Source organism: Streptomyces flavidovirens DSM 40150 (assembly GCF_000429085.1).
Classification (GTDB): Bacteria; Actinomycetota; Actinomycetes; order Streptomycetales; family Streptomycetaceae; genus Streptomyces; species Streptomyces flavidovirens.
The window spans coordinates 34,514-58,294 of record NZ_AUBE01000024.1 but is presented as its reverse complement, the minus strand read 5'-3'; the positions used below and the strand labels follow the sequence as shown (position 1 = coordinate 58,294).

Below are 23,781 nucleotides of genomic sequence, written 5' to 3'. Positions count from 1 at the left end.
CGTTCTGGAAGGAGCTGCCGCTGCTGATCATCATCGCGCTCATGCTCGCGCTGCTGATCAAGACCTTCCTGGTGCAGGCGTTCTCGATCCCCTCGGACTCGATGCAGAACACCCTGCAGCGGGGCGACCGGGTGCTGGTCGACAAGCTGACACCGTGGTTCGGCTCCGAGCCGGAGCGCGGCGAGGTCGTGGTGTTCCACGACCCGGGCGGCTGGCTGGAGAACACCGCGGCGCCGGAACCGAACGTCGTACAGAAGTTCCTCAGCTTCATCGGCCTGATGCCGTCCGCTGAGGAGAAAGACCTGATCAAGCGGGTCATCGCGGTCGGCGGGGACTCGGTCGAGTGCAAGAAGAACGGGCCGGTCAAGGTCAACGGGAAGTCGCTCGACGAGAAGTCGTACATCTTCCCCGGTGACACCCCGTGCAACGACGAGCCTTTCGGGCCGCTCAAGGTGCCGGAGGGCCGGATCTGGGTGATGGGCGACCACCGCCAGAACTCGCTGGACTCGCGTTACCACCAGGAGCTGCCGGGCAACGGCACGGTCGCGAACGACGAGGTCGTCGGGCGCGCCATCGTGGTGGCGTGGCCCGTCAACCGCTGGTCCATGCTGTCGGTCCCCGGCACCTTCGACCAGCAGGGGCTCAGTGCCGCGGGCGTCGCGATGTCGGCTGCGCCCGGTGCGCTGGGGCTCGCGGGGGCGGTGCCGCTGGTGCTGTGGCGCAGGCGGAGGCTGACCGGCGGGCGTACCGCCGGGTAGGGTGCCGCTCGGATCAGCGATTTTCGATTCCCGAGGTGGGGAGCGCTGCGATGAGCGGAACAGGACGTACAGAAGGCGGCCACGGCCGGCTCGGCAACGCGTTGTCCGGGCTGGCCGTGGCCGTCGGCTGTGTGCTCTTCCTCGGCGGCTTCGCCTGGGGAGCGGTGCAGTACAAGCCGTACACGGTGCCGACCGATTCGATGACCCCCTCGATCAAGGCGGGGGAACGGGTCCTCGCGCAGCGAATAGACGGCGGCGAGGTGCGGCGCGGAGACGTAGTGATCTTCACGGACTCCGTGTGGGGCGATCTGCCGATGGTCAAGCGCGTGGTCGCAGTCGGCGGCGACAAGGTCGCCTGCTGCGGCGAGGACGGCCGGCTGACCCTGAACGGCAAGCCCCTGGACGAGCCCTATCTGGCGGGCGGGGAGCCGGCGTCGACCACTCCTTTCACCTCCGAGGTGCCCGACGGGCATCTCTTCCTGCTGGGTGACGAGCGGCGTACGTCGGTGGACTCACGCGGGCACATCGAGGACGCCGCGAAGGGAACGGTCCCGGTGGGCAAGGTGGACGCGCGCGTCGACGCGGTCGCCTGGCCGTGGGGCGGGACCCTCGACCGGCCGGACAGTTTCGAGGCGCTGCCGGGCGGCGTTTCCGAGCCCGGACCGATCGTTCCCGTGCTGGCCGCGGTGGGGGCCGGTGTGGTCCTGATCTTCGGCGGGGCGGCGTACGGACCTGTCGCGAAGCGGGTCGGGCGGCGGAAGGCGGGTACCGGTGGACGGTGAGGCGGGCGGTGAGACAAGCGGTGAGGCGAGGGTGGAGACGCGGGCGCAGACCGAGGCGCGGGGCCGGCTCCGGAAGGTCGCGCGGGTGATCCTGCTCGACCCGGACGACCGCGTCCTGCTGCTGCACGGGTACGAGCCCGAGGACCCGGCGCTGACCTGGTGGTTCACCCCTGGTGGCGGGCTGGAGGGCGACGAGACGAGGGCCGAGGCCGCGCTGCGTGAGCTCGCTGAGGAGACGGGGATCACAGAGGTCGCACTCGGCCCGGTGATCTGGCAGCGGCACTGCTCGTTCATGTTCGACGGGCGGCGCTGGGACCAGGACGAATGGTTCTACCTGGCCCGTACGACGCGGACCGAGACCGTGCTGGACGGGCTGACCGTACTCGAGCAGCGGAGCGTCGCCGGCCTGAGGTGGTGGACCTCCGCCGAACTGTCCGCGACGCGTGAGACGGTGTATCCCATCAAGCTCGCCGGGCTGCTGCGTACGCTGCTCGACGAGGGTCCTCCTGGTACGCCGACGGTCTTGGCCCCGGAAGTCGCATAGGGGCGCACGGGGCTGGCGCACAATAGGGGGACGCAAGGCTGAAGGGGAACATGCCATGAGCGCCGAGGACCTCGAGAAGTACGAGACCGAGATGGAGCTGAAGCTCTACCGGGAGTACCGCGATGTCGTCGGTCTGTTCAAATACGTGATCGAGACCGAGCGGCGTTTCTACCTCACGAACGACTACGAGATGCAGGTGCACTCGGTCCAGGGTGAGGTCTTTTTCGAAGTTTCCATGGCGGACGCCTGGGTCTGGGACATGTACAGGCCGGCGCGGTTCGTCAAGCAGGTGCGGGTACTCACGTTCAAGGACGTGAATATCGAGGAGCTCAACAAGAGTGATCTCGAGCTTCCGAGTGGCTGACTTTTCCACAACTGACGAGTTGTCCACCAAGATCCACTAGATGGTGGTGATCGCGGCACATTCGGTTCCGGAGGTGGAACCGGATGAACGCGAAGAATGCCACAGGAGCTCTCGGCCGGTACGGCGAGGACCTCGCGGCGCGCAGGCTCGTCGAGGACGGCATGACCGTCCTGGAGCGCAACTGGCGCTGCCGCGCGGGAGAGATCGACATCGTCGCCAGAGACGGCGACGCGCTGGTCACCTGCGAGGTCAAGACCCGCAGAGCAGGACCGTTCGAGCACCCGATGCAGGCCCTCAGGTCCACGAAGGCAGAGCGGCTGCGCCGCCTCGCCGAGCGCTGGACGCACGAGCACGGAGGACCCCCGCCGGGCGGGGTGCGTATCGACCTTGTCGGGGTGGTGCTGCCCCGGCGCGGAGCGCCCCTCGTCGAGCACGCGCGGGGGGTGGCGTGATGGGCTTCGCACGCACGTGCTCGGTGGCCCTGGCCGGGGTCGAGGGTGTGGTGGTGGAGGTCCAGGCGGACCTGGAGCCGGGCGTGGCCGCCTTCACGCTGGTGGGGCTGCCGGACAAGAGCCTGATCGAGAGCCGGGACCGGGTGCGGGCGGCCGTCGTCAACTCCGGGGCCGACTGGCCGCAGAAGAAGCTGACGGTGGGGCTGAGCCCGGCCTTCGTGCCCAAGAGCGGCAGCGGTTTCGACCTCGCCGTCGCCGTGGCCGTGCTGGGGGCGGCCGAGCGCATCGACCCCAGGGAGATCGCCGATCTGGTGATGATCGGGGAGCTGGGGCTCGACGGGAGGGTCCGCCCGGTGCGCGGTGTCCTGCCGGCCGTCCTCGCCGCCGCCGAAGCCGGGTACCGGCAGGTCGTCGTACCGCAACAGACGGCGGCGGAGGCCGGGCTGGTGCCGGGCGTCTCGGTCCTCGGCGTGCGGAGCCTGCGCCAGCTCATCGCCGTGCTCACCGGAGCCGAGGTGCCGCAGGAGGACTTGGCCGAGGCCGGGCGGCCCGACGCCATGCTCGCGGGGCTGATGGTGCCGGGCGCCGGGGTGGGCACCGGGCTGGCGGCCGGTGACCGAGGGGGCGGGGGCGACGGCCCGGATCTGGCGGATGTGGCGGGCCAGCACGCGGCGCGTACGGCCCTGGAGGTCGCGGCTGCGGGCGGGCACCATCTGCTGCTCCACGGACCGCCGGGTGCGGGCAAGACGATGCTGGCGGAGCGGATGCCGGCGATCCTGCCGCCGCTGACCCGGCAGGAGTCGCTGGAGGTGACCGCCGTGCACTCGGTGGCGGGCATCCTGCCGCCGGGCGAGCCGCTGGTCAGGACACCGCCGTACTGCGCCCCGCACCATTCGGCGACGATGCAGTCGCTCGTGGGCGGGGGCAACGGACTGCCGAGGCCCGGGGCCGTCTCGCTCGCGCACCGGGGCATCCTCTTTCTGGACGAGGCACCCGAGTTCAGCGGGCGCGCCCTGGACTCCTTGCGGCAGCCGCTGGAGTCGGGGCACGTGGTGGTGGCGCGGAGCGCCGGTGTGGTGCGGCTGCCCGCCCGGTTCCTGCTGGTCCTGGCGGCGAATCCGTGTCCCTGCGGACGTCACACGCTGCACGGTTCGGGGTGCGAGTGTCCGCCGTCGGCGATCCGCAAGTACCAGGCGCGGCTGTCGGGGCCGCTGCTCGACCGGGTCGACCTGCGGGTCGGGGTGGAGCCGGTGCAGCGGGCCGATCTGCTGGGCCAGGGCGGGCGCGGTGAGCCGACGGCCGTGGTCGCCGAGCGCGTTCGGGAGGCGCGGGCGCGGGCGGCGGCGCGGCTGGAGGGCACTGCGTGGAACACGAACAGTGACGTGCCAGGACATGAGCTGCGTACGCGATGGCAGCCGGCGCCAGGGGCTCTCGGCGCGGCCGAGCGGGACATGGAACGGGGGCTGCTGACGGCCCGTGGCCTCGACCGAGTACTGCGCGTCGCCTGGACGGTCGCCGACCTGGCCGGCTGCGACCGCCCCGACGAACGCCATGTCGACCTGGCACTTGAGCTGCGTACGGGGATCGCGCGGGGCGCCCCGGCGCTGATGGGAGGCGCGGGGTGAACGGAGGCGCGGGGGAGGCGACGGCCGACGGACCGGGCGAGGGAATGGTTGAGGCGGCGTGCGAGGGCAGCGTCGACGGCGTTGGTCAGGGACAGGGACAGGGACAGGGGCAGGGGCGTTCCTGCGCCGATGGGAGGCGCGGGCTGAACGCGGATGCGGCTGAGGCAACGGGGGAGGGGACCGTCGAGGGGCAAGCCGGTGGTGTGGGGGCGGGAGCGGGCCGGGGAGTGGATGAGCTGGAGCGGCTGGCGCGGGCGGCGCTGACCCGGGTCATCGAGCCCGGGGACGAGGCCGGCGGGCGGTGGCTTCGGGAGTGCGGAGCCGTGGAGCTGATGCGCAGGCTCACCTCGGCCGACTTCGACGAAGCGGCCGAGGTACTGACCGGCGTGACGGGGAAGCGGCTCGGCGGCTACCGGATACGGGCCGCGGCGGCCGACCCCGCGCAGGATTTGGCGGCGGTGGCCGCGGTCGGCGGCCGCTTCGTCTGCCCCGGCGACGAGGAGTGGCCCGGGCAGCTCGACGACCTGGGGGACGGCCGGCCGGTCGGGCTGTGGGTGCGGGGCCTGCCGCATCTGCGGATGTGGGCGTTGCGGTCCGTCGCCGTCGTCGGGGCCCGGGCCTGCACGTCGTACGGAGCGCACATGGCGGCGTCGCTGGGCGCCGGGCTCGCGGAGCGCGGCTGGGTCGTGGTGTCCGGGGCCGCGTTCGGCGTCGACGGCGCCGCGCACCGGGGAGCGCTCGCGGCGGGCGGCGCCACCGTCGCGGTGCTGGCCTGCGGGGTCGACGTCGTCTATCCGCGGGGGCACGCGGAGCTGATCGGGCGCATCGCGGAACAAGGACTGGTGATCGGGGAGTTGCCGCCCGGCGGTCATCCCACGCGGAGCCGGTTCATCCTCCGGAACCGGGTGATCGCCGCCCTCACCCGGGGCACGGTCGTGGTGGAAGCGGAGTACCGCAGCGGCTCACTGGTCACGGCGCACGGCGCGCAGCGGCTCGGGCGTTTCACGATGGGCGTGCCCGGCCCCGCCACCAGCGGACTCTCGGCGGGCGTGCACGAACTGCTGCGGGGCGAGGGCGTGCTGGTCACTGACGCCGCGGAGGTGGTGGAGCTGGTCGGGGACATCGGCGACCTCGCCCCGGCGCGCCGGGGGCCCGTACTGCCCAGGGACCTGCTGGATCCGGTCGCGGCCCTCGTACTGGAGTCGCTGCCCGCCCGCGGCTCCGTCGACGCGCGCGGCGTCGCCCGGAGCGCGGGGACCACCCCCGACGACGCACTCGGCAAGCTGTACGAACTGCACTCGTTGGGGTTCGTTGAACGGCTGGGTGACGGCTGGCAGTTGACACCTGGCGCCGTGCGCCACGCGAATGGGCGGCGAGGCGGTACTTGACCAGCGGCATTCGGGTGAAAAGGTACTGGTGATGACCTTCTCAGCTCGCCCGGACCGCTCTCCGGGGCCGCCGTACACGGTGACGGCCCCGGAGCGGTGTGTGTCTCCCGGCATTCATCTTGAAGGGGGCCATCCCATATCCTGCGCGGACTGCGACGGCGCAGTCACGCTACGCTCACGAGGATCCCCATACAGGCGCAAGATTCCCCCGACGTCACAGCAGAACGGCTCAAGGCAACGCATGCCCCAGCACACCTCCGGGTCTGACCGCGCGGCAGTGCCACACGCGGCGCGTGGCAGCGTGCGGCCCGCCGCACCCTCGTCGCTCGACGAGTTGTGGCGGTCGTACAAGACCACGGGCGACGAGCGGCTGCGGGAGCAGCTGATCCTGCACTACTCGCCGCTGGTGAAGTACGTCGCGGGACGGGTGAGCGTCGGGCTGCCGCCCAACGTCGAGCAGGCCGACTTCGTCTCCTCAGGAGTCTTCGGGCTCATCGACGCCATTGAGAAGTTCGACATCGAGCGGTCCATCAAGTTTGAGACATACGCGATCACCCGCATCCGCGGCGCCATGATCGACGAGCTGCGGGCCCTCGACTGGATCCCGCGATCGGTGCGGCAGAAGGCCAAGGCGGTCGAGCGTGCGTACGCGACGCTGGAGGCGCAGTTGCGCCGTACGCCCTCCGAGAGCGAAGTCGCGGCGGAGATGGGCATCCTGCTGGAGGAACTGCACGCGGTTTTCAGCCAGTTGTCGCTGGCCAACGTCGTCGCCCTCGAAGAGCTGCTGCACGCCGGAGGAGAGGGCGGCGACCGGCTGAGTCTGATGGACACGCTGGAGGACACCCACGCCGACGACCCGGTCGAGGTGGCCGAGGACCGGGAGCTGCGCCGGCTGCTCGCCCGCGCCATCAACACGCTGCCCGAACGCGAGAAGACCGTGGTCACGCTGTACTACTACGAAGGTCTCACCCTCGCCGAGATCGGCAATGTGCTGGGAGTGACCGAGAGCCGGGTCAGTCAGATCCACACCAAATCGGTGCTCCAGCTCAGGGCGAAGCTGGCCGACGCGGGACGTTGACGCGGAGCTGAATCGTCCCTGCCGCTCCCGTTACGTCGTCATGGCGGCGGCTCATCCGTAGAGTGGGACCGTGCCAAGGATTCGAGCGGCCTCGGTGGCCGAGCACCGGACGATGCAGCGCGGCGCCCTGCTGGACGCCGCCCGCTCCCTGCTGTCCGAAGGCGGTACGGAAGCGCTGACCTTCCCCGCCCTCGCTGAGCGCACCGGCCTCGCCCGGTCGTCCGTGTACGAGTACTTCCGTTCCCGCGCCTCCGTCGTCGAAGAGCTGTGCGCCGTCGACTTCCCGGTCTGGGCGGCCGACGTCGAGAACGCCATGGAGCGGGCCGACACCCCGACGGGCAAGGTCGAGGCGTACGTACGCGCGCAGCTCGTCCTGGTCGGCGACCGGCGTCACCGCGCCGTGGTCGCGATCTCCGCGAGCGAGCTGGACGCCGGGGCCCGCGAGAAGATCCGCGCCGCGCACGGCGGTCTGGTCACGATGATCGTCGACGCGCTCAAAGCACTGGGCCACGAGCAGCCGCGGCTGGCCGCGATGATGCTCCAGGGAGTTGTCGACGCCGCGGTGCGGCGTATCGAGCTCGGTGCGGCGGAGGATCCGGACGTGATCGCGGATACGGCGGTCGCCATGGCGCTGCACGGGGTCCAGGGCAAGGCCTGACGCGTCGCCGCCTGCGGCGGGCCCGCGCCCGCGGCCTCCGGTACGCCGAAGACCGGCAGCAGGCGGGGCGGGCCCCGGCGGAGCAGGTGGTCGGGGAGCAGCGTCAGTGGGTTCAGGTAGGTCTCGCCTCGGCGCAGGCCCCAGTGCAGGCAGGCGGACGGGCAGTGGAACGGGCCGCTTTGGAGTACGCCCACCACTTGGCCGGCTCTCACCTCGTCGCCCTTCGCGACCAGCGCGCGCACCGGTTCGTACGTCGTCCGCAGCGGCGGTTCCCCCGTGCCCGGCAGGGTGACGGACAGGACCCCGCGCCCCGCGACCGGGCCCGCGAAGGAGACCCGCCCCGAGGCCACCGCCCGCACCGGCTCACCCGGCCCGGCGGCCAGGTCCACGCCGCGGTGCCCGGCCGCGTACGGGGAGGGCGGCGGCTCCCAGGACCGTACGACCAGGGGACGCTCGCCCACCGGCCACACCGCCGCCTCCGGGATCGCACCGGCGATGGCGTCCGGGGAAGGGATGAACATCGCGGTGATCAGGGCCAGTACCAGCACAGTCATTCGTCGCATCCACCAACCGTCGCGTGCCGGGACGATTCCTGGGGATCATGACGCCGATCTGTGGATCGCGGGACGGTTGTGGACATCGCCGTCACCCGGCACCGCGTAGGTCCCGTACACTTCTTGTGGCGATCCGGGTCACCGGGTCGACTTCGCACGCCCCGCCACCACACCCTCTCTGCGGTCGGTGGCCGCGCCGCTCGGTCCCTCGTGGCACGGCGCATGGGGCGTCAGGCGCGACCGCAATCCTGCGGACGCGGCAAACCGAGTAACTCAAGGAGTACGGCCATGGCCGTCGTCACGATGCGGGAGCTGCTGGAAAGCGGCGTCCACTTCGGTCACCAGACCCGTCGTTGGAACCCGAAGATGAAGCGCTTCATCTTCACGGAGCGCAACGGCATCTACATCATCGACCTGCTCCAGTCGCTGTCGTACATCGACCGCGCCTACGAGTTCGTCAAGGAGACCGTCGCCCACGGCGGCTCGATCATGTTCGTCGGCACCAAGAAGCAGGCGCAGGAAGCGATCGCCGAGCAGGCGACGCGCGTGGGCATGCCCTACGTCAACCAGCGCTGGCTCGGTGGCATGCTGACCAACTTCTCCACCGTCTACAAGCGCCTTCAGCGTCTGAAGGAGCTTGAGCAGATCGACTTCGAGGATGTGGCCGCGTCGGGCCTCACCAAGAAGGAGCTCCTGGTCCTCTCCCGCGAGAAGACCAAGCTGGAGAAGACCCTTGGCGGTATCCGCGAGATGTCCAAGGTGCCCAGCGCCGTCTGGATCGTGGACACCAAGAAGGAGCACATCGCCGTCGGTGAGGCGCGCAAGCTCCACATCCCGGTCGTCGCGATCCTCGACACCAACTGTGACCCCGACGAGGTCGACTACAAGATCCCGGGCAACGACGACGCGATCCGCTCCGTCACCCTGCTCACCCGCGTGATCGCCGACGCCGTCGCCGAGGGCCTCATCGCCCGCTCCGGCGCCGCGACCGGCGACCAGAAGCCGGGCGACAAGGCCGCCGGCGAGCCGCTCGCCGAGTGGGAGCGCGACCTGCTCGAGGGCGACAAGAAGGCTGACGAGGCCGCTCCGGCCGCCGACGCCGAGGTGCAGACCTCCGCCGAGACCGAGAAGGTCGCCGACGCCGAGAAGGCTGACGAGGCCGCTCCGGCCGAGGCTGCCCCGGCCGAGGCCGCCGCCGAGGCCGAGCAGGCCTGACACTCGTCACGGCTGACGACGGCGGGGGAGGGCGCGACGAGCGCCCGCCCCCGCCGCCACCCGTAGATCTTCGCTTCGACTTCGAGAGAGATTCACAGATCATGGCGAACTACACCGCCGCGGACGTCAAGAAGCTCCGCGAGCTCACCGGCGCCGGCATGATGGACTGCAAGAAGGCGCTCGACGAGGCCGAGGGCAGCGTCGACAAGGCCGTCGAGGCCCTGCGCATCAAGGGCCAGAAGGGCGTCGCCAAGCGCGAGGGCCGTTCCGCCGAGAACGGTGCCGTCGTCTCCGTCATCTCCGACGACAACACCTCCGGTGTCCTCGTCGAGCTGAAGTGCGAGACGGACTTCGTCGCCAAGGGTGACAAGTTCCAGGCCGTCGCCAACGCGCTCGCCGCCCACGTCGCCGCGACGTCCCCGGCCGACATCCAGGCGCTCCTCGCGTCCGAGATCGAGCCCGGCAAGACCGTCCAGGCGTACGTCGACGAGGCGAACGCCAACCTCGGCGAGAAGATCGTCCTGGACCGCTTCGCGCAGTTCTCCGGCGCCTACGTCAGCGCGTACATGCACCGCACCATGCCCGACCTGCCCCCGCAGATCGGTGTCCTGGTCGAGCTGGACAAGGCCGACGCCGAGCTGGCCCGCGGTATCGCCCAGCACATCGCCGCGTTCGCTCCGAAGTACCTGGACCGCGACGACGTCCCCGCCGAGGTCGTCGAGGCCGAGCGCCGCGTCGCCGAGGAGACCACGCGCGCCGAGGGTAAGCCCGAGGCCGCGCTCCCGAAGATCGTCGAAGGTCGCGTCAACGGCTTCTTCAAGGAGGCCACCCTCCTCGGCCAGCCGTACGCCCTGGACAACAAGAAGTCCGTCCAGAAGGTTCTGGACGAGGCCGGTGTCACCCTGAAGCGCTTCGCGCGCATCAAGGTCGGCATCTAGTCCGTTTCAGCGATCGAGCGTGGACCCCGCTAGGGTCTACAGCAGTCGGACGCGCACGTAACGGACGACCGCAGATCTTACGAGGAGGCCATTGCCGCGCACGGGACTCAGCACCCACCGGCAATGGCCTTCTTCGTATGTGCACTAGGAGATCTCCATGACGAATACCCAGAAGAGCGACGACGGCAAAGTGACCGGCCGTTTCATGCTGAAGCTGTCCGGCGAGGCGTTCGCGGGCGGCGGCGGCCTGGGTGTGGACCCTGACGTCGTGCACGCCATCGCGCGGGAGATCGCCGCCGTCGTGCGTGACGGTGCGGAGATCGCGGTCGTCATCGGCGGCGGCAACTTCTTCCGTGGCGCCGAGCTCCAGCAGCGCGGCATGGACCGGGCCCGGTCCGACTACATGGGCATGCTCGGCACGGTCATGAACTGCCTCGCCCTCCAGGACTTCCTGGAGAAGGAAGGCATCGACAGCCGCGTGCAGACCGCCATCACCATGGGCCAGGTCGCCGAGCCGTACATTCCGCTCCGCGCCGTGCGCCACCTGGAGAAGGGCCGGGTCGTCATCTTCGGCGCCGGCATGGGGATGCCCTACTTCTCCACCGACACCACCGCCGCTCAGCGTGCCCTGGAGATCGACGCCGAGGTTCTGCTGATGGGCAAGAACGGTGTCGACGGTGTCTACGACTCCGACCCCCGTTCCAACCCCGCGGCCGTCAAGTACGACGCGCTGGAGTACGGCGAGGTCATCACCCGGGACCTCAAGGTCGCCGACATGACGGCGATTACGCTCTGCCGGGACAACAACCTTCCGATCCTCGTCTTCGAGCTGCTCGCCGAGGGCAATATCGCGCGGGCGGTCAAGGGTGAGAAGATCGGCACGCTCGTGAGCGACCGGGGCACCCGGGCCTGACCGGAGGATGGACAAACACTCTGCCGGTCGGACACCGTGCAGAGAAGACGCGCACACTCACAGACGCAGGTTCACAGGGTCTGTTCATGCAGTTCATGCCGGGCCCGATCGAGACACGCAGGAGCAAGTGGTGATCGAAGAAATCCTCCTCGAGGCCGAGGAGAAAATGGAGAAGGCCGTCGTGGTGGCCAAGGAGGACTTCGCCGCGATCCGCACCGGCCGTGCGCACCCGGCGATGTTCAACAAGATCGTGGCTGACTACTACGGCGCACTGACGCCGATCAACCAGCTGGCCTCCTTCTCGGTCCCCGAGGCGCGGATGGCCATCGTGACGCCGTTCGACAAGAGCGCGCTGCGCAACATCGAGCAGGCGATCCGCGACTCCGACCTGGGCGTCAACCCCAGCAACGACGGCAACATCATCCGGGTGACGTTCCCCGAGCTGACGCAGGACCGCCGCAAGGAGTACATCAAGGTCGCCAAGACCAAGGCCGAGGACTCCAAGATCTCGATCCGCGCGGTCCGCCGCAAGGCCAAGGAGACCCTCGACAAGCTCGTCAAGGACAAGGAATCCGGCGAGGACGAGGTCCGCCGTGCGGAGAAGGAGCTCGACGACACCACCGCGAAGTACGCCGCGCAGGTGGACGAGCTGCTGAAGCACAAGGAAGCCGAGTTGCTCGAGGTCTGATGAACGACTCTTCCTGGGGGGCCCCGACGCGGGGCGACTACGCCGCCGCGTGGGGACCCTCCGACCAGGGGCCTGCCCCGGCGGGTCCCGCCTACGATGCGCAGCAGGCCGAGCAGACTCGCCCCATGCCCATCGTGCCTCCCGAGGAGCCCATGCCCACCCCGCCGACGCCCCCGCAGAAGAAGCGTGCGGGGCGTAATTTGCGTGCTGCCATAGGGGTGGGCGTGGGACTCGGCGCGGTGATCATCGCGTCGCTGTTCATCTGGAAAGCCGCTTTCCTCGGCGTGATAACGGTCGCCGTCGTGGTCGGGCTGTGGGAGCTGACCTCGCGGCTGGAAGAGCGCAAGGGGATCAGGGCTCCGCTGGTGCCGCTCGCGGTCGGCGGCGCGGCGATGATCGTGGCGGGGTACGTCAGGGGCGCGGAGGGCGCGTGGGTCGCCATGGCGCTCACCGCGCTCGCGGTGCTCGTCTGGCGGATGACCGAGTCGCCCGAGGGCTACCTCAAGGACGTCACCGCGGGCGTCTTCGCGGCGTTCTACGTGCCGTTCCTGGCAACGTTCGTCGCGATGATGCTGGCGGCCGAGGACGGCGCCCAGCGGGTACTCACCTTCCTGCTGCTCACGGTGGTCAGTGACACCGGTGCGTACGCCGTGGGCTGGCGTTTCGGCAAGCACAAGCTCGCACCGCGCATCAGCCCCGGCAAGACCCGCGAGGGGCTGGGCGGCGCCGTCGCCTTCGCGATGGCGGCGGGCGCGCTGTGCATGGAGTTCCTGGTGCACGACGGGACGTGGTGGCAGGGTCTGCTGATCGGTTTCGTGGTGGCCGCGAGCGCGACGCTCGGTGACCTCGGCGAGTCCATGATCAAGCGGGATCTCGGGATCAAGGACATGGGCACGCTGCTTCCCGGACACGGCGGCATCATGGACCGGCTCGACTCGCTGCTGCCGACGGCTCCGGTGGTCTGGCTGCTGCTGGTCATCTTCGTAGGAACCGGCTGACCGGCTGAGCTGCGCTTTTGCCGGTGAGGGGCCTGTTGTCCACAGGACGGCGGGCCCCTTCCGTATGTCTGCGACACTGGTATGACCATGCCTGTACCTGGAGAACTCACTTTCGTCGCGCCGCGCGGAGCCAAGAAGCCCCCGCGGCACCTCGCCGACCTCACGCCCGCCGAGCGCCGCGAGGCAGTGGCCGCGATCGGTGAGAAGCCGTTCCGCGCCAAGCAGCTTTCGCAGCACTACTTCGCGCGGTACGCGCACGACCCGGCGGAGTGGACCGACATCCCCGCCGGTTCGCGCGACAAGCTCCAGGCGGAGCTGCTGCCGGAGCTGATGACCGTACTGCGGCACATCAGCTGCGACGACGACACCACCCGCAAGACGCTGTGGAAGATGCACGACGGGACGCTCGTCGAGTCCGTCCTGATGCGTTACCCGGACCGGGTCACCATGTGCATCTCGTCGCAGGCCGGGTGCGGCATGAACTGCCCGTTCTGCGCGACCGGGCAGGCCGGTCTCGACCGGAACCTGTCGACCGCCGAGATCGTGCACCAGATCGTGGACGGCATGCGCGCGCTGCGCGACGGCGACGTTCCCGGCGGCCCCGCGCGACTGTCCAACATCGTCTTCATGGGCATGGGCGAGCCGCTCGCCAACTACAAGCGCGTCGTCGGCGCCATCCGCCGGCTCACCGACCCGGAGCCGGACGGGCTGGGGCTGTCGCAGCGCGGCATCACCGTGTCGACGGTCGGTCTGGTCCCGGCCATGCTGCGGTTCGCCGACGAGGGCTTCAAGTGCCGTCTCGCCGTCTCGCTGCACGCCCCCGACGACGAGCTGCGCGACACCCTCGTGCCGGTCAACACGCGCTGGAAGGTGCGGGAGGTCCTGGACGCGGCCTGGGAGTACGCCGAGAAGTCCGGCCGCCGGATCTCCATCGAGTACGCCCTGATCCGCGACATCAACGACCAGGCGTGGCGGGGTGACCTGCTCGGCCGCCTCCTCAAGGGCAAGCGGGTGCATGTCAACCTCATCCCGCTGAACCCGACACCGGGCTCGAAGTGGACCGCCTCCCGTCCCGAGGACGAGAAGGCGTTCGTCGAGGCGATCGCAGCCCATGGCGTCCCCGTGACCGTACGGGACACCCGTGGCCAGGAGATCGACGGAGCGTGCGGACAGCTGGCGGCTACCGAGCGATAGGCCGGGAGAGGGCCCGTGTAACGTGGGCCGCACATTTACATATTCCGACAGGGGAGCGCCACAGCGCTGAGAGTGCGGCTCGCCGCAGACCCTTTGAACCTTGCCCACGGGGCCTGGGTTGTCCCCAGGGATGTCTCAGTTTTCTGGGTAGGAAGTTCGGTCACTACTCGAGCTGTTGCGCCCTGCCCGTTTTCCGCGGGCAGGGCCGCGTCTCTTCCTGGATGTCCCATCCCAGGAGGAATTCAGTGCACACCACCACCAAGAGGCTCGCGGTCACGGCTCTGGCCGCGGCGCTCGGCGTCTCCACGCTCGCCGCCTGCGGGGGCGGCAAGGACGACTCCGGCTCCGGCGACGGCAAGAAGTCCAAGACCGTCACCCTGGTCAGCCACGACTCGTTCAACGCCTCCGACGCCGTACTGAAGGCGTTCACCAAGGAGACCGGCTACACGGTCAAGGTCCTCAAGAGCGGGGACGCGGGCGCCGCCCTCAACCAGGAGATCCTCACCAAGGGCTCCCCGCGCGGCGACGTCTTCTTCGGCGTCGACAACACACTCCTCTCGCGGGCGCTCGACAACGGCATCTTCACGCCGTACGAGGCCAAGGGGCTCGGCGAGATCCCGGCCGAGGTGCAGTTGGACCGCGGCAAGCACCGTGTCACGCCCGTCGACACCGGCGACATCTGCGTCAACTACGACAAGAAGTACTTCGCCGACAAGAAGCTCGCGCCGCCGAAGTCCTTCGACGACCTGATCAAGCCGGCGTACAAGAACCTGCTCGTCACCGAGAACGCCGGGACCTCCTCGCCCGGTCTCGGCTTCCTGCTCGGCACGGTCGGCCGGTACGGCGACGACGGCTGGCAGGGTTACTGGAAGAAGCTCAGGGCCAACGGCGTCAAGGTCGTCGACGGCTGGGAGCAGGCCTACAACGAGGAGTTCTCCGGTTCCGCCGGCGGCAAGGCGTCGAAGGCCGACCGGCCGCTCGTCGTCTCGTACGCCTCCAGCCCGCCGGTCGAGGTGCTGTACGCGAAGCCGCAGCCCAAGGAGGCGCCGACCGGTGTCGCGACCGGTACCTGCTTCCGGCAGACCGAGTTCGCCGGGCTGCTGACCGGTGCGAAGAACGAGGAGGGCGGCAAGGCGCTCATCGACTTCCTCATCGGGAAGAAGTTCCAGGAGGACATGCCGCTGAACATGTTCGTGAACCCGGTGGTCAAGGACGCGAAGCTGCCCGAGCTGTTCACGCGGCACGGCGTGGTCGTCGCCAAGCCGCAGACCGTGGCCCCGGAGAAGATCGCTGAAAACCGCGAGCAGTGGGTCAAGTCGTGGTCCTCGCTCGTCCTGAAGTAAGCAGGGCCGTGCGCGGGAGCGCGGTGCGGCTCGGTCTCATGGCCGTGCCCGTCGCGTTCTTCGCGGCTTTCTTCGCCTACCCCGTGGCCGCGATCGTCGGTCGCGGGCTCAAGGCGGACGGCGTCTGGCGGTTCGGCCGGATCGGAGAGGTGCTCGCCGATCCGGACATCCGGGACGTTCTGTGGTTCACCACCTGGCAGGCTCTCGCATCGACAGGGCTGACGCTGCTGATCGCGCTTCCCGCGGCGTACGTCTTCGCCCGGCTCGACTTCCCCGGCAAGCAGCTGCTGCGCGCGGTGATCACCGTGCCTTTCGTGCTGCCTACGGTCGTCGTCGGGACCGCGTACCTGGCGCTGCTCGGGCGGGGCGGGCTGCTGGACGAGCTGTGGGGCGTACGGCTCGACACCACGGTGTGGGCGATCCTGCTGGCACACGTCTTCTTCAACTACGCGGTGGTCGTACGGACCGTGGGCGGCCTGTGGTCGCAGCTCGACCCGCGCCAGGAGGAAGCGGCTCGGGTGCTCGGCGCCGGGCGGTTCGCCGCCTGGCGGCGGGTGACGCTGCCCGCGCTCGTGCCGGCCGTCGCCGCCGCGGCGCTGATGGTCTTCCTGTTCACCTTCACCTCCTTCGGTGTCGTGCAGATCCTCGGCGGGCCCGCCTACTCCACCCTGGAGGTGGAGATCTACCGGCAGACCGCGCAGTTCCTGGACCTGCCGACCGCGGCCGTGCTGACGCTGGTGCAGTTCGTGGCGGTGGGCGCGATCCTCGCCGTACACGCGTGGACCGTACGGCGCAGGGAGAGCGCGCTGAAGCTGGTCGACGCGGCGCAGACCGCGCGGCGGCCGCGCGGGGCGGGGCAGTGGGCGCTGCTGGGCGGCGTGCTGGCGACGGTGGTGCTGCTGATTCTGGTGCCGCTCGGGGTGCTCGTCGAGCGGTCGCTGAGCGGGCCCGGCGGGTCCGGGTTCGGTCTCGGGTACTACCGGGCGCTTCAGTCGGCGGGCGCGGGTGGGGGCACCTTCCTCGTACCGCCGCTGGAAGCCGTGTGGAACTCGCTGGAGTACGCCCTGGCCGCGACCGCCATCGCGCTGGTGGTCGGCGGGCTCGCGGCGGCGGCCCTCACCCGGCGGGCGGGGCGGCTGGTGCGCGGCTTCGACGCGCTGCTGATGCTGCCGCTGGGCGTTTCGGCGGTGACGGTGGGCTTCGGTTTCCTCATCACGCTGGACCGGCCGCCGCTGGATCTGCGTACGTCGTGGATTCTGGTGCCGCTCGCCCAGGCGCTGGTGGGTGTGCCGTTCGTCGTACGCACCATGCTGCCCGTACTCCGGGCCGTCGACGCACGACTGCGCGAGGCGGCGGCGGTGCTCGGGGCCTCGCCGCTGCGGGCGTGGCGGGAGGTCGACCTGCCGATGGTGCGGCGGGCACTGCTCGTCGCCGCCGGGTTCGCCTTCGCCGTATCGCTGGGCGAGTTCGGGGCGACCGTGTTCATCGCGCGGCCCGACAATCCGACGCTGCCGGTGGCCGTGGCGCGGCTGCTGGGGCGGGCGGGGGACCTCAACTACGGGCAGGCGATGGCCCTCAGCACGATTTTGATGGTGGTGTGCGCGGTGGCGTTGCTGGTTCTTGAGCGCATGCGGCCCGACCGAACCGGATCCGGGGAGTTCTGATGTTGCGGCTGGACGGGGCGACCGTGCGGTTCGGGAAGCGGGCGGTGCTCGACTCCGTGGACCTGGAGGTCGCCGACCACGAGATCGTGTGCGTGCTCGGTCCGAGCGGCAGCGGGAAGTCGACGCTGCTGCGGGTCGTAGCCGGGCTCCAGGCGGCGGATGCCGGCCGGGTGCTGCTCGACGGGCGCGACCAGCGCGGGGTGCCGGTGCACCGGCGGGGGGTCGGGCTGATGTTCCAGGACCATCAGCTCTTCCCGCAGCGGGATGTCGGGGGGAACGTCGCCTTCGGGCTGCGGATGAGGGGCGCGGCGAAGGCCGAACAGGTCCGCCGGGTGGGGGAACTGCTGGACATGGTCGGCCTGCCGGGCGCCGGGCGGCGCGCGATCAGCACGCTGTCGGGCGGTGAGCAGCAGCGGGTCGCGCTGGCGCGGGCGCTCGCTCCGGAGCCGAAGCTGCTGATGCTCGACGAGCCGCTGGGCCAGCTGGACCGTGGCCTGCGTGAGCGGCTCGTCGTCGAGCTGCGCCAGCTTTTCGGGCGGCTGGGTACGACCGTGCTGGCCGTCACGCACGACCAGGGCGAGGCCTTCGCGCTCGCCGACCGGGTGGTGGTCATGCGGGAGGGGCGGATCGCGCAGACCGGCACGCCGCTGGAGGTCTGGCAGCGGCCGGCGTCCGAGTTCGTCGCGCGCTTTCTGGGCTTCGACAATGTCGTGGCGGCGACGGTGAGTGGCGAGGCGGCGGACACGGTGTGGGGCAAGGTCCCTGTCCCGGCGGGGACGGCGCAGGGTGAGGCCCGGCTCCTGGTCCGGCCGGCGGGCGTCCGGCTGGTGCCGTCGGAGGACGGGCTTCCGTGCGTCGTTACGGGGCGGACCTTCCGGGGCCACCACGTCGCCCTGCTTCTGCGGCCGGCGGGAGCGCCGCTGCTGGAGGCGGAGTGCGCGCTGCGGGACGCGCCGGAGGTGGGGGCGGAGGTGGGGGCCGCCTTCGCGGCGGAGGAGGTCGTGGTGCTCGGGGCGGCGGACTGACGCCGGGGGCGGCCGCCGCCTGCGGCGCGCCGGCTCCCCTACCCGCCCCTTCCCTAACCGGATTCGGCCTCCGGAGCCCGCTCCTCGGCATGCCCGAAGGACGCAGGGGCCGTTCCGGTTCAGGTCAGGGCGCGGCCCCCGCGCGGACCAGGCCCAGTTCGTACGCCAGGATCACCGCCTGCGCCCTGTCCCTGAGGCCCATCTTGGTGAAGAGACGGTTGATGTGGGTCTTCACGGTGTGGTCGGTGATGGTCAGGCGGTGAGCGATGTCGGCGTTCGAAAGGCCCTGCGCGATCAGGACCAGCACCTCGACCTCGCGTGCGGTCAGGCCCGCGACCGTGCGCACCGGTCGTGCGGCGGCCCGTCCGCTGATGAACTGCCCGATCAGCCGTTTCGTGATTTCGGGGGAGAGCAGCGCGTTGCCGGCCGCCACCACCCGAACCGCGTGCAGCAGTTCGGGGAACGTCGCGTCCTTGAGGAGGAAGCCTCCGGCGCCGGCCGCCAGCGCCTCGTACACGTACTCGTCCAGACCGAAGGTCGTCAGCATCAGCACCTTCGTCGCACCGTTCGAAGCGGAGAGGATCTCGCGCGCGGCCTCGATGCCGTTCTTGTGCGGCATGCGGATGTCGAGCAGGGCCAGGTCGGGGCGCGTCTCGGCGGCGACACGGACCGCCTCCACGCCGTCCTCGGCCTCGCCCACCACCTCGATGTCGTCCTGGGTACCGAGCAGGCTCACGAAGCCTGTCCGTACGACCGCCTGATCGTCGGCCACCATTGCCCTGATCACCAAGGAAGCTCCCCCTCCACCAGAAAACCGCCGTCCGGGCCCGGGCCCGCACTCAGCCTGCCGCCGACCAGCGCCGCCCGCTCACGCATCCCGGTCAGCCCGTGGCCGGTCGTCCCCGGTGCGGTGAGTCCCGGTCCGTCGTCGCCTATGCGCAGCGCCAGCCGGTCGGAGCCGTAATCGATCTCCACCACCGTACGGGCGCCGGGCGCGTGCTTGCGCGCGTTGGTCAGCGCCTCCTGCACGATGCGGTACGCCGACAGCTCCCAGGCGGCGGGCAGTGGCACCTGCTTGCCGGTGACCTTCAGTTCCGCCTCGCCGCCCACCGCCCGGTGCTGGTCGAGGAGTTCCGCGAGGTGGCCGAGCGTCGGCTGCGGGGCGGTGAGGGGCGTGCCGGTCTGCTGCGGGGTGCGCAGTACGCCGAGGAGGCGGCGCAGTTCAGCCATCGAGGAGCGGGCGGTGGACGCGATCTGCTGGAAGCCGTCGCGGGCTTCGGCGGTGAGGCCCGGGGAGGTGTAGGTCGCGCTCTCCGCCTGCACCGCGATCATCGACACGGAGTGGGCGACGATGTCATGCAACTCACGGGCGATGGCAGCCCGTTCCGCCTCGGCGGCCTGCTGCCGCTCCATCGTGATCAACTGGGCGTGGGCCAGGGCGCGTTCATTGCGTGTCTCCTCCCGGGCGCGTACGGCGTCACCCATCGACACGGCACCCAGGAGCACCACTGACAGCACGAACGCCTCGGCGAAGAGCCCCAGGGAGCCGGGACCACCGAGCGCGGGCACCGGCAGTCCGTCCCGCCGTGACCAGTCGGCGATGTGCGCCAGATTCACCGCGAGGGAGCCGAGTGTGCCGCCGGCGATCAGGATCGCCGGGTGGTGGACGCGGTGGCGGCCGAGCGTATAGAAGCCGACGAGCCCGCTGACGATGGTGCAGATGTAGAGGCTGCTGCCTGCCGCGAAACTGACCAGCCCCGTGGCGACCGTGAGCACGGCGACGGGCGGGCACGAGCGTCGCCACATGAGCGAGGCGGCGGAGAGCAGTACGCCGGTCGCGATGGTCACCGAGCCGGGGTAGGCGAGCAGTTCCGCGACCGCGCAGGCCGTCAGCGCGCCACCGGTGATCCAGGGGTAGGCGGGGGTGGCGGTCCAGGTGCGGAAGCGCCGGCGGGGGGACGAACTCATGCCCCCATTCTTCGGGTTGGGCGGACGGTGTGCGTCACCGCACGGGTTGAGCCGGCCGGCGGATGTCATGCCACGGGTTGACGGCGGGGATCGGATTCTCGTTTGACGCCGTGAGGGCAAGCGATTCCTAGCGTGGCACGCATGAGTGATCTCCGCGTTCCGGTGTCCACACCGTCTGTCCGGCTTTCGCGGTACGGGTGGGCCGCCTGTGCGGCCGTCGCGCTCGCGCTCGCCGCGCTGTCGGACCTCACGCCCCACCGGGTGTGGGGCGTGACCGCGGCCCTCGGCTACGGGGCCGCCGCGCTCACCGCCCGGCGGGCGGTCGCCGCTTCCCGTGCGGTCGCCGTGGCCGGCGCGGTCGTACTGCCGCTGGGCGTCCTTGTCGCCACCGGGCTCGCGCAGCTCGAGGTGGTCGTCGTGGAGCGTTCGGGGCAGCTGCTGTGGGCGACCGGCAGCCCGTACCTCCCCGCCCCCTCCGCCGTCGCCGACTTCAACCCGTACCTGCCGGGCATGGCGGCCTTCGGCCTGCTGCCCGGTGACGGCCGCTGGTGGACGGGCGCGGTGTTCGCCGGTGCGGCACTGGCCGCCGCCGGAGGCGGGGGCCGGCGCGACAGGACGGCATGGCTGATGGCTTGCCCGGTCGTCGCCCTGCCCCTGTGCGTGGGCGGCACGGACCTGCCCGTCGTGGGGCTGATGTGCCTCGGGATCGCGCTGGCGGGGCAGGGCCGGTCCTGGCAGTCAGGGCTGGTGCTCGGCGCGGCCGCCGCTCTCAAGTGGACGGCCTGGCCCGCGCTTCCGGTCGCCTTCGCGCTTCTCGCCGTACGGAACGGCGGACGGCCGGCGGCGCGTTTCGCCGCCGTGGCGCTGGGGACCGCCGCGGTGGCCGTCGCGCCGTTCGCCTTCGCGGACCCCGGTGGTTTCTACGCGAACGTCGTCGCCTTCCCGCTGGGCCTCGGTACGGCCGCCTCGCCTGCCACCAGCCCGTTGCCGGGCCACCTCCTCGCCGCGTATGTGCCCGGCGGCACGGTGATCGCCCTGTCGCTGCTCGCGGTCAGCGCCCTGCTGCTGGCGGCCTCCCTGTTCGTACGGCCACCCCTCACCGTCCTCGCCGCAGCGGACCGCCTCGCGCTCGGCCTCGGGCTCGCCACGTCCCTGATGCCGGCCACCCGCTTCGGCTACCTCGTCTACCCGCTGGTGCTCTGGGCGCTGCCCCGGTGCGCGCGGTCCGTACCCGCCTCACGAAAGGTCCCGGCATGACGCGCACACTCGTCGTCACCAACGACTTCCCGCCCAGGCAGGGCGGCATCGAGACGTTCGTACACGCCATGACGAGCCGGTTTCCCGTCGGCGAAGTCGTCGTCCACACCTCGTACGAGCCGGGCTCGGCGGCGTACGACGCGACTCTCCCGTACCCCGTCGTCCGCGAACCCGTGCGGACGCTGCTGCCCACCCGGCGGACCTCGGCCCGGTCGGCCGCGATCGCCCGCCGGTACGGCTGCGACCGGGTGTGGTTCGGGGCCGCCGCGCCGCTGGGGCTCATGGCGGAGCGGCTGCGGCGCGAGGCCGGTATACGGACCGCCGTCGCGACGACGCACGGCCACGAGGTGTGGTGGGCACGCACGCCGGGCGCGCGGGTGCTGCTGCGGCGGATCGGGGCGCGGGCCGACACGGTGACGTACCTCGGGGCGAGCACCCGTGCCCCCATCGCGGCGGTGCTCGGGCCGGGCGCGGCGCTGGAGCGGCTCGTTCCGGGCGTCGACACCACCGTCTTCCGACCCGGTCTCGACGCGGCGCCGGTACGGGAGCGGTACGGGCTCGGGGACCGGCCGGTGATTCTCTGCGCCGCGAGGCTCGTCGCGCGCAAGGGGCAGGACACCCTGATCAGGGCGCTGAGGAGGGTGAGACGCGAGGTGCCGGGTGCCGTGCTGCTGCTCGTAGGAGGCGGTTTGTACGAACGGCGGCTGCGGCGGATCGCCGCCGAGTACGGGGTCACGGAATCCGTCGTCTTCGCGGGCGGTCATCCGCACCATGCCATGCCGTCCTTCTACGCCGCCGCCGACGTCTTCGCGATGCCGTGCCGTACGCGAAAGCGCGGGCTGGAGGTGGAGGGGCTCGGGATCGTCTTCCTGGAGGCCGCCGCCTGCGGACTGCCGGTCTTGGCGGGCGACTCGGGCGGGGCGCCGGACGCCGTATTGGACGGGGAGAGCGGTCATGTCGTCGACGGGCGGTCGGACGCGGCGGTCGCCGAGCGGCTGGTGGGGATGCTCCGTGACCCCCTTCTCGCCCGGGCGATGGGTGAGAAGGGGCGGCACTGGGTGCGTACGGAGTGGAGCTGGGAACGGTCGTACGAGCGGCTGGCGGAGTTACTTGGCCGATAGGCGGGCCAGGGCCGCCGGGGCCTCTTCGACGGTGTCCACCAGGGCGATGCGGGACTCCATCGGGCGGCCCTTGGCCAGGGACTGGAGAAGAGACCAGGTGGGGAGCTTCTCGGTCCAGTGGGCGCGGTTGACGAGGACCATGGGGGTCGGTTCGCCGTGCGATTCGTAGTAGTTGGGGGTCGCGTTGTCGAAGATCTCCTGGACCGTGCCGGCCGCGCCGGGCAGGAAGACGACGCCGCCGTTGCAGCGCGCGAGGAGGCCGTCCTCGCGGGTGGCGTTGGCGAAGTACTTCGCGATGTGGCCGGCGAAGGCGTTCGGGGGCTCGTGACCGTAGAACCAGGTGGGGATGCCGATGGAGTCGCCGCCGGACTGCCAGCGGTCGCGGACGTCGAAGGCGGCGCGGGCCCAGTCGGTGATGGAGGGGGTGAACGACGGGGTCTTCGCGAGGAGTTCGAGCGCGTCGTCGAGTACGGCGTCGTCCTGGAACGGGGCGAGGTACGCGCCGAGGTTCGCGGCCTCCATCGCGCCGGGGCCGCCGCCGGTGGCGACGGTCAGGCCGCTGCGGGCGAGGGTACGGCCGAGGCGGGCGGCGCCGGCGTAGGCGCTGGTGCCGCGGGCCATGGCGTGGCCGCCCATGACGCCGACGACGCGGGCGCCGGCGAGCTGCTCGTCGAGGGCGTCGGAGACGGCGTCGTCGTGGATGGAGCGGAGCATCGAGGCGAATATGTCGCCGTCGGCCTTGGTGCGCTGGAACCAGGCGTAGGCGAGGGCGTCGGGAGTGGCGTCGTACCCGGCATCAAGGTGCTCGAAGAGCGCTTCGGGTGTGTAGAGGAGCCCGCGGTACGGATCGAACGGCAGGTCGGGGACGGGCGGGAAGACGAGCGCTCCGTCCGCGCGGACCTTGGCGAGGCCGTCGGGTTGCATGGGGCAGCCGAGGAACACGGCACCGGATGTGGCGACGGTGAGGAGGTCGGGGGTACGGGCCGTCAGGTCGACGGCCTGTACGCGGCAACCGTCGAGCGAGCCGCGCGCGACGGCTTCGTCGAACTCGGCGAGGGTTTCGATCTCGCGGTCGTGGGCGGGGTCGTGGGCGCGGTCCGTGAGTTGAGGCACGCGAAGATGCTAGGGGGTGCGCGGCGTGGGGTGGTGGGCTGGGGGACCGGGCGAAGGTGAGGTCGCCGAACCGTCCCCGTTCTGCGGTGCGAGTGCGAGTGCGGGTGCGGGGTGGTGGCCGGGGTCGGGGGTTCGGGCGCT

General features: G+C 70.9%; 23 protein-coding genes and 1 pseudogene. 20 read left to right on the top strand and 4 right to left on the bottom strand.

From position 1 onward, the window contains the following. The first annotated feature begins 41 nt into the window (after nt 1-41). The 9 genes from lepB (G412_RS0125480) to G412_RS40560 all read left to right on the top strand — a co-directional run bounded on the left by lepB (G412_RS0125480) (nt 42) and on the right by G412_RS40560 (nt 7,649). Complete coding sequence (gene lepB / locus G412_RS0125480; protein ID WP_425274511.1) at nt 42-758, top strand: signal peptidase I; 717 nt, start codon at nt 42-44, stop codon at nt 756-758. Nucleotides 759-808: 50 nt separating this feature from the next. Continuing rightward, on the top strand, nt 809-1,540 hold the full coding sequence (gene lepB, locus G412_RS0125475; protein ID WP_028814555.1) for a signal peptidase I: 732 nt from the start codon (nt 809-811) through the stop codon (nt 1,538-1,540). Nucleotides 1,541-1,571: 31 nt separating this feature from the next. Continuing rightward, entirely contained in the window at nt 1,572-2,084 is a 513-nt protein-coding gene (locus G412_RS0125470; RefSeq protein ID WP_037649885.1) for an NUDIX hydrolase, read from the top strand. Nucleotides 2,085-2,139: 55 nt separating this feature from the next. Beyond that, nucleotides 2,140-2,448 (top strand): DUF2469 domain-containing protein, encoded by a 309-nt coding sequence (locus G412_RS0125465; protein WP_003993268.1) that lies wholly within the window; start codon nt 2,140-2,142, stop codon nt 2,446-2,448. Nucleotides 2,449-2,531: 83 nt separating this feature from the next. Beyond that, nucleotides 2,532-2,900, top strand: a complete 369-nt coding sequence (locus G412_RS0125460; protein ID WP_028814553.1) for a YraN family protein — start codon at nt 2,532-2,534, stop codon at nt 2,898-2,900. Beyond that, a complete protein-coding gene (locus tag G412_RS0125455; protein ID WP_028814552.1) occupies nt 2,900-4,525 on the top strand; it encodes a YifB family Mg chelatase-like AAA ATPase in 1,626 nt (541 codons plus the stop codon). Before G412_RS0125460 ends, G412_RS0125455 begins: the two co-directional genes overlap by 1 nt. A gap of 227 nt (nt 4,526-4,752) precedes the next feature. Further along, nucleotides 4,753-5,913, top strand: coding sequence for a DNA-processing protein DprA (gene dprA, locus G412_RS0125450; protein ID WP_028814551.1), 1,161 nt, complete (start codon nt 4,753-4,755; stop codon nt 5,911-5,913). A gap of 241 nt (nt 5,914-6,154) precedes the next feature. Then, nucleotides 6,155-6,991 (top strand): RNA polymerase sigma factor WhiG, encoded by an 837-nt coding sequence (whiG, locus tag G412_RS0125445; RefSeq protein WP_028814550.1) that lies wholly within the window; start codon nt 6,155-6,157, stop codon nt 6,989-6,991. A 94-nt stretch (nt 6,992-7,085) separates the two neighbouring features. Next, a complete protein-coding gene (locus tag G412_RS40560; protein WP_028814549.1) occupies nt 7,086-7,649 on the top strand; it encodes a TetR/AcrR family transcriptional regulator in 564 nt (187 codons plus the stop codon). 32 nt (nt 7,650-7,681) lie between these two features. Here the strand turns inward: G412_RS40560 and G412_RS40555 are convergent. After that, a pseudogene (locus G412_RS40555) lies at nt 7,682-8,212 on the bottom strand (murein hydrolase activator EnvC family protein); the annotation flags it as partial. A gap of 279 nt (nt 8,213-8,491) precedes the next feature. Between G412_RS40555 and rpsB the strand changes: the two are divergent. The 9 genes from rpsB (at nt 8,492) to G412_RS0125395 (ending at nt 18,181) form a co-directional block, all read left to right on the top strand. Continuing rightward, a complete protein-coding gene (rpsB, locus tag G412_RS0125435) occupies nt 8,492-9,418 on the top strand; it encodes a 30S ribosomal protein S2 (RefSeq protein ID WP_028814548.1) in 927 nt (308 codons plus the stop codon). Between the two features lie 101 nt (nt 9,419-9,519). Continuing rightward, nucleotides 9,520-10,356, top strand: a complete 837-nt coding sequence (gene tsf / locus G412_RS0125430; protein ID WP_028814547.1) for a translation elongation factor Ts — start codon at nt 9,520-9,522, stop codon at nt 10,354-10,356. A 157-nt stretch (nt 10,357-10,513) separates the two neighbouring features. Next, nucleotides 10,514-11,269 (top strand): UMP kinase, encoded by a 756-nt coding sequence (pyrH, locus tag G412_RS0125425; RefSeq protein ID WP_028814546.1) that lies wholly within the window; start codon nt 10,514-10,516, stop codon nt 11,267-11,269. Between the two features lie 130 nt (nt 11,270-11,399). Beyond that, nucleotides 11,400-11,957, top strand: coding sequence for a ribosome recycling factor (gene frr, locus G412_RS0125420; RefSeq protein WP_028814545.1), 558 nt, complete (start codon nt 11,400-11,402; stop codon nt 11,955-11,957). Then, nucleotides 11,957-12,955 (top strand): phosphatidate cytidylyltransferase, encoded by a 999-nt coding sequence (locus G412_RS0125415; protein ID WP_028814544.1) that lies wholly within the window; start codon nt 11,957-11,959, stop codon nt 12,953-12,955. Before frr ends, G412_RS0125415 begins: the two co-directional genes overlap by 1 nt. 87 nt (nt 12,956-13,042) lie before the next feature. Beyond that, nucleotides 13,043-14,149 (top strand): dual-specificity RNA methyltransferase RlmN, encoded by a 1,107-nt coding sequence (gene rlmN / locus G412_RS0125410; RefSeq protein ID WP_028814543.1) that lies wholly within the window; start codon nt 13,043-13,045, stop codon nt 14,147-14,149. 221 nt (nt 14,150-14,370) lie between these two features. Next, entirely contained in the window at nt 14,371-15,492 is a 1,122-nt protein-coding gene (locus G412_RS0125405) for a thiamine ABC transporter substrate-binding protein (protein WP_037649870.1), read from the top strand. A 38-nt stretch (nt 15,493-15,530) separates the two neighbouring features. Next, on the top strand, nt 15,531-17,156 hold the full coding sequence (locus tag G412_RS0125400) for an ABC transporter permease (RefSeq protein WP_037649882.1): 1,626 nt from the start codon (nt 15,531-15,533) through the stop codon (nt 17,154-17,156). Beyond that, the gene (locus G412_RS0125395) at nt 17,156-18,181 is read left to right on the top strand and encodes an ABC transporter ATP-binding protein (RefSeq protein ID WP_037649869.1); all 1,026 of its coding nucleotides are present in this window, start codon (nt 17,156-17,158) and stop codon (nt 18,179-18,181) included. The genes G412_RS0125400 and G412_RS0125395 overlap by 1 nt, the downstream gene beginning before the upstream one ends. Nucleotides 18,182-18,305: 124 nt before the next feature. Here the strand turns inward: G412_RS0125395 and G412_RS0125390 are convergent, their stop codons facing one another. Both G412_RS0125390 and G412_RS0125385 read right to left on the bottom strand, forming a co-directional pair. Further along, nucleotides 18,306-18,971, bottom strand: coding sequence for a response regulator (locus G412_RS0125390; protein ID WP_028814539.1), 666 nt, complete (start codon nt 18,969-18,971; stop codon nt 18,306-18,308). Continuing rightward, entirely contained in the window at nt 18,965-20,149 is a 1,185-nt protein-coding gene (locus G412_RS0125385) for a sensor histidine kinase (RefSeq protein WP_028814538.1), read from the bottom strand. The genes G412_RS0125390 and G412_RS0125385 overlap by 7 nt, the downstream gene beginning before the upstream one ends. A gap of 141 nt (nt 20,150-20,290) precedes the next feature. Between G412_RS0125385 and G412_RS35940 the strand changes: the two genes are divergently transcribed. Both G412_RS35940 and G412_RS0125375 read left to right on the top strand, forming a co-directional pair. Next, entirely contained in the window at nt 20,291-21,406 is a 1,116-nt protein-coding gene (locus G412_RS35940; RefSeq protein ID WP_106964164.1) for a glycosyltransferase 87 family protein, read from the top strand. Beyond that, nucleotides 21,403-22,527: a glycosyltransferase family 4 protein gene (locus G412_RS0125375; protein WP_028814537.1), complete on the top strand. Its 1,125-nt coding sequence runs from the start codon at nt 21,403-21,405 to the stop codon at nt 22,525-22,527. Before G412_RS35940 ends, G412_RS0125375 begins: the two co-directional genes overlap by 4 nt. On the opposite strand, the gene G412_RS0125370 is transcribed toward G412_RS0125375, so the two are convergent. Further along, nucleotides 22,513-23,640, bottom strand: coding sequence for an LOG family protein (locus G412_RS0125370; protein ID WP_028814536.1), 1,128 nt, complete (start codon nt 23,638-23,640; stop codon nt 22,513-22,515). The two genes, G412_RS0125375 and G412_RS0125370, sit on opposite strands and share 15 nt — an antisense overlap. Nucleotides 23,641-23,781: the final 141 nt, after the last annotated feature.

What these genes read in the sequence shown, in the direction of transcription:
- lepB (WP_425274511.1), top strand. Translation starts at nt 42, where the DNA reads ATGCTCGCGCTGCTGATCAAGACCTTCCTGGTGCAGGCGTTCTCGATC.
- lepB (WP_028814555.1), top strand. Translation starts at nt 809, where the DNA reads ATGAGCGGAACAGGACGTACAGAAGGCGGCCACGGCCGGCTCGGCAAC.
- G412_RS0125465 (WP_003993268.1), top strand. Translation starts at nt 2,140, where the DNA reads ATGAGCGCCGAGGACCTCGAGAAGTACGAGACCGAGATGGAGCTGAAG.
- G412_RS0125460 (WP_028814553.1), top strand. Translation starts at nt 2,532, where the DNA reads ATGAACGCGAAGAATGCCACAGGAGCTCTCGGCCGGTACGGCGAGGAC.
- G412_RS0125455 (WP_028814552.1), top strand. Translation starts at nt 2,900, where the DNA reads ATGGGCTTCGCACGCACGTGCTCGGTGGCCCTGGCCGGGGTCGAGGGT.
- whiG (WP_028814550.1), top strand. Translation starts at nt 6,155, where the DNA reads ATGCCCCAGCACACCTCCGGGTCTGACCGCGCGGCAGTGCCACACGCG.
- rpsB (WP_028814548.1), top strand. Translation starts at nt 8,492, where the DNA reads ATGGCCGTCGTCACGATGCGGGAGCTGCTGGAAAGCGGCGTCCACTTC.
- tsf (WP_028814547.1), top strand. Translation starts at nt 9,520, where the DNA reads ATGGCGAACTACACCGCCGCGGACGTCAAGAAGCTCCGCGAGCTCACC.
- pyrH (WP_028814546.1), top strand. Translation starts at nt 10,514, where the DNA reads ATGACGAATACCCAGAAGAGCGACGACGGCAAAGTGACCGGCCGTTTC.
- G412_RS0125415 (WP_028814544.1), top strand. Translation starts at nt 11,957, where the DNA reads ATGAACGACTCTTCCTGGGGGGCCCCGACGCGGGGCGACTACGCCGCC.
- rlmN (WP_028814543.1), top strand. Translation starts at nt 13,043, where the DNA reads ATGCCTGTACCTGGAGAACTCACTTTCGTCGCGCCGCGCGGAGCCAAG.
- G412_RS0125405 (WP_037649870.1), top strand. Translation starts at nt 14,371, where the DNA reads ATGTCCCATCCCAGGAGGAATTCAGTGCACACCACCACCAAGAGGCTC.
- G412_RS0125400 (WP_037649882.1), top strand. Translation starts at nt 15,531, where the DNA reads ATGGCCGTGCCCGTCGCGTTCTTCGCGGCTTTCTTCGCCTACCCCGTG.
- G412_RS0125395 (WP_037649869.1), top strand. Translation starts at nt 17,156, where the DNA reads ATGTTGCGGCTGGACGGGGCGACCGTGCGGTTCGGGAAGCGGGCGGTG.
- G412_RS0125385 (WP_028814538.1), bottom strand. Translation starts at nt 20,149, where the DNA reads ATGAGTTCGTCCCCCCGCCGGCGCTTCCGCACCTGGACCGCCACCCCC.
- G412_RS35940 (WP_106964164.1), top strand. Translation starts at nt 20,291, where the DNA reads ATGAGTGATCTCCGCGTTCCGGTGTCCACACCGTCTGTCCGGCTTTCG.
- G412_RS0125375 (WP_028814537.1), top strand. Translation starts at nt 21,403, where the DNA reads ATGACGCGCACACTCGTCGTCACCAACGACTTCCCGCCCAGGCAGGGC.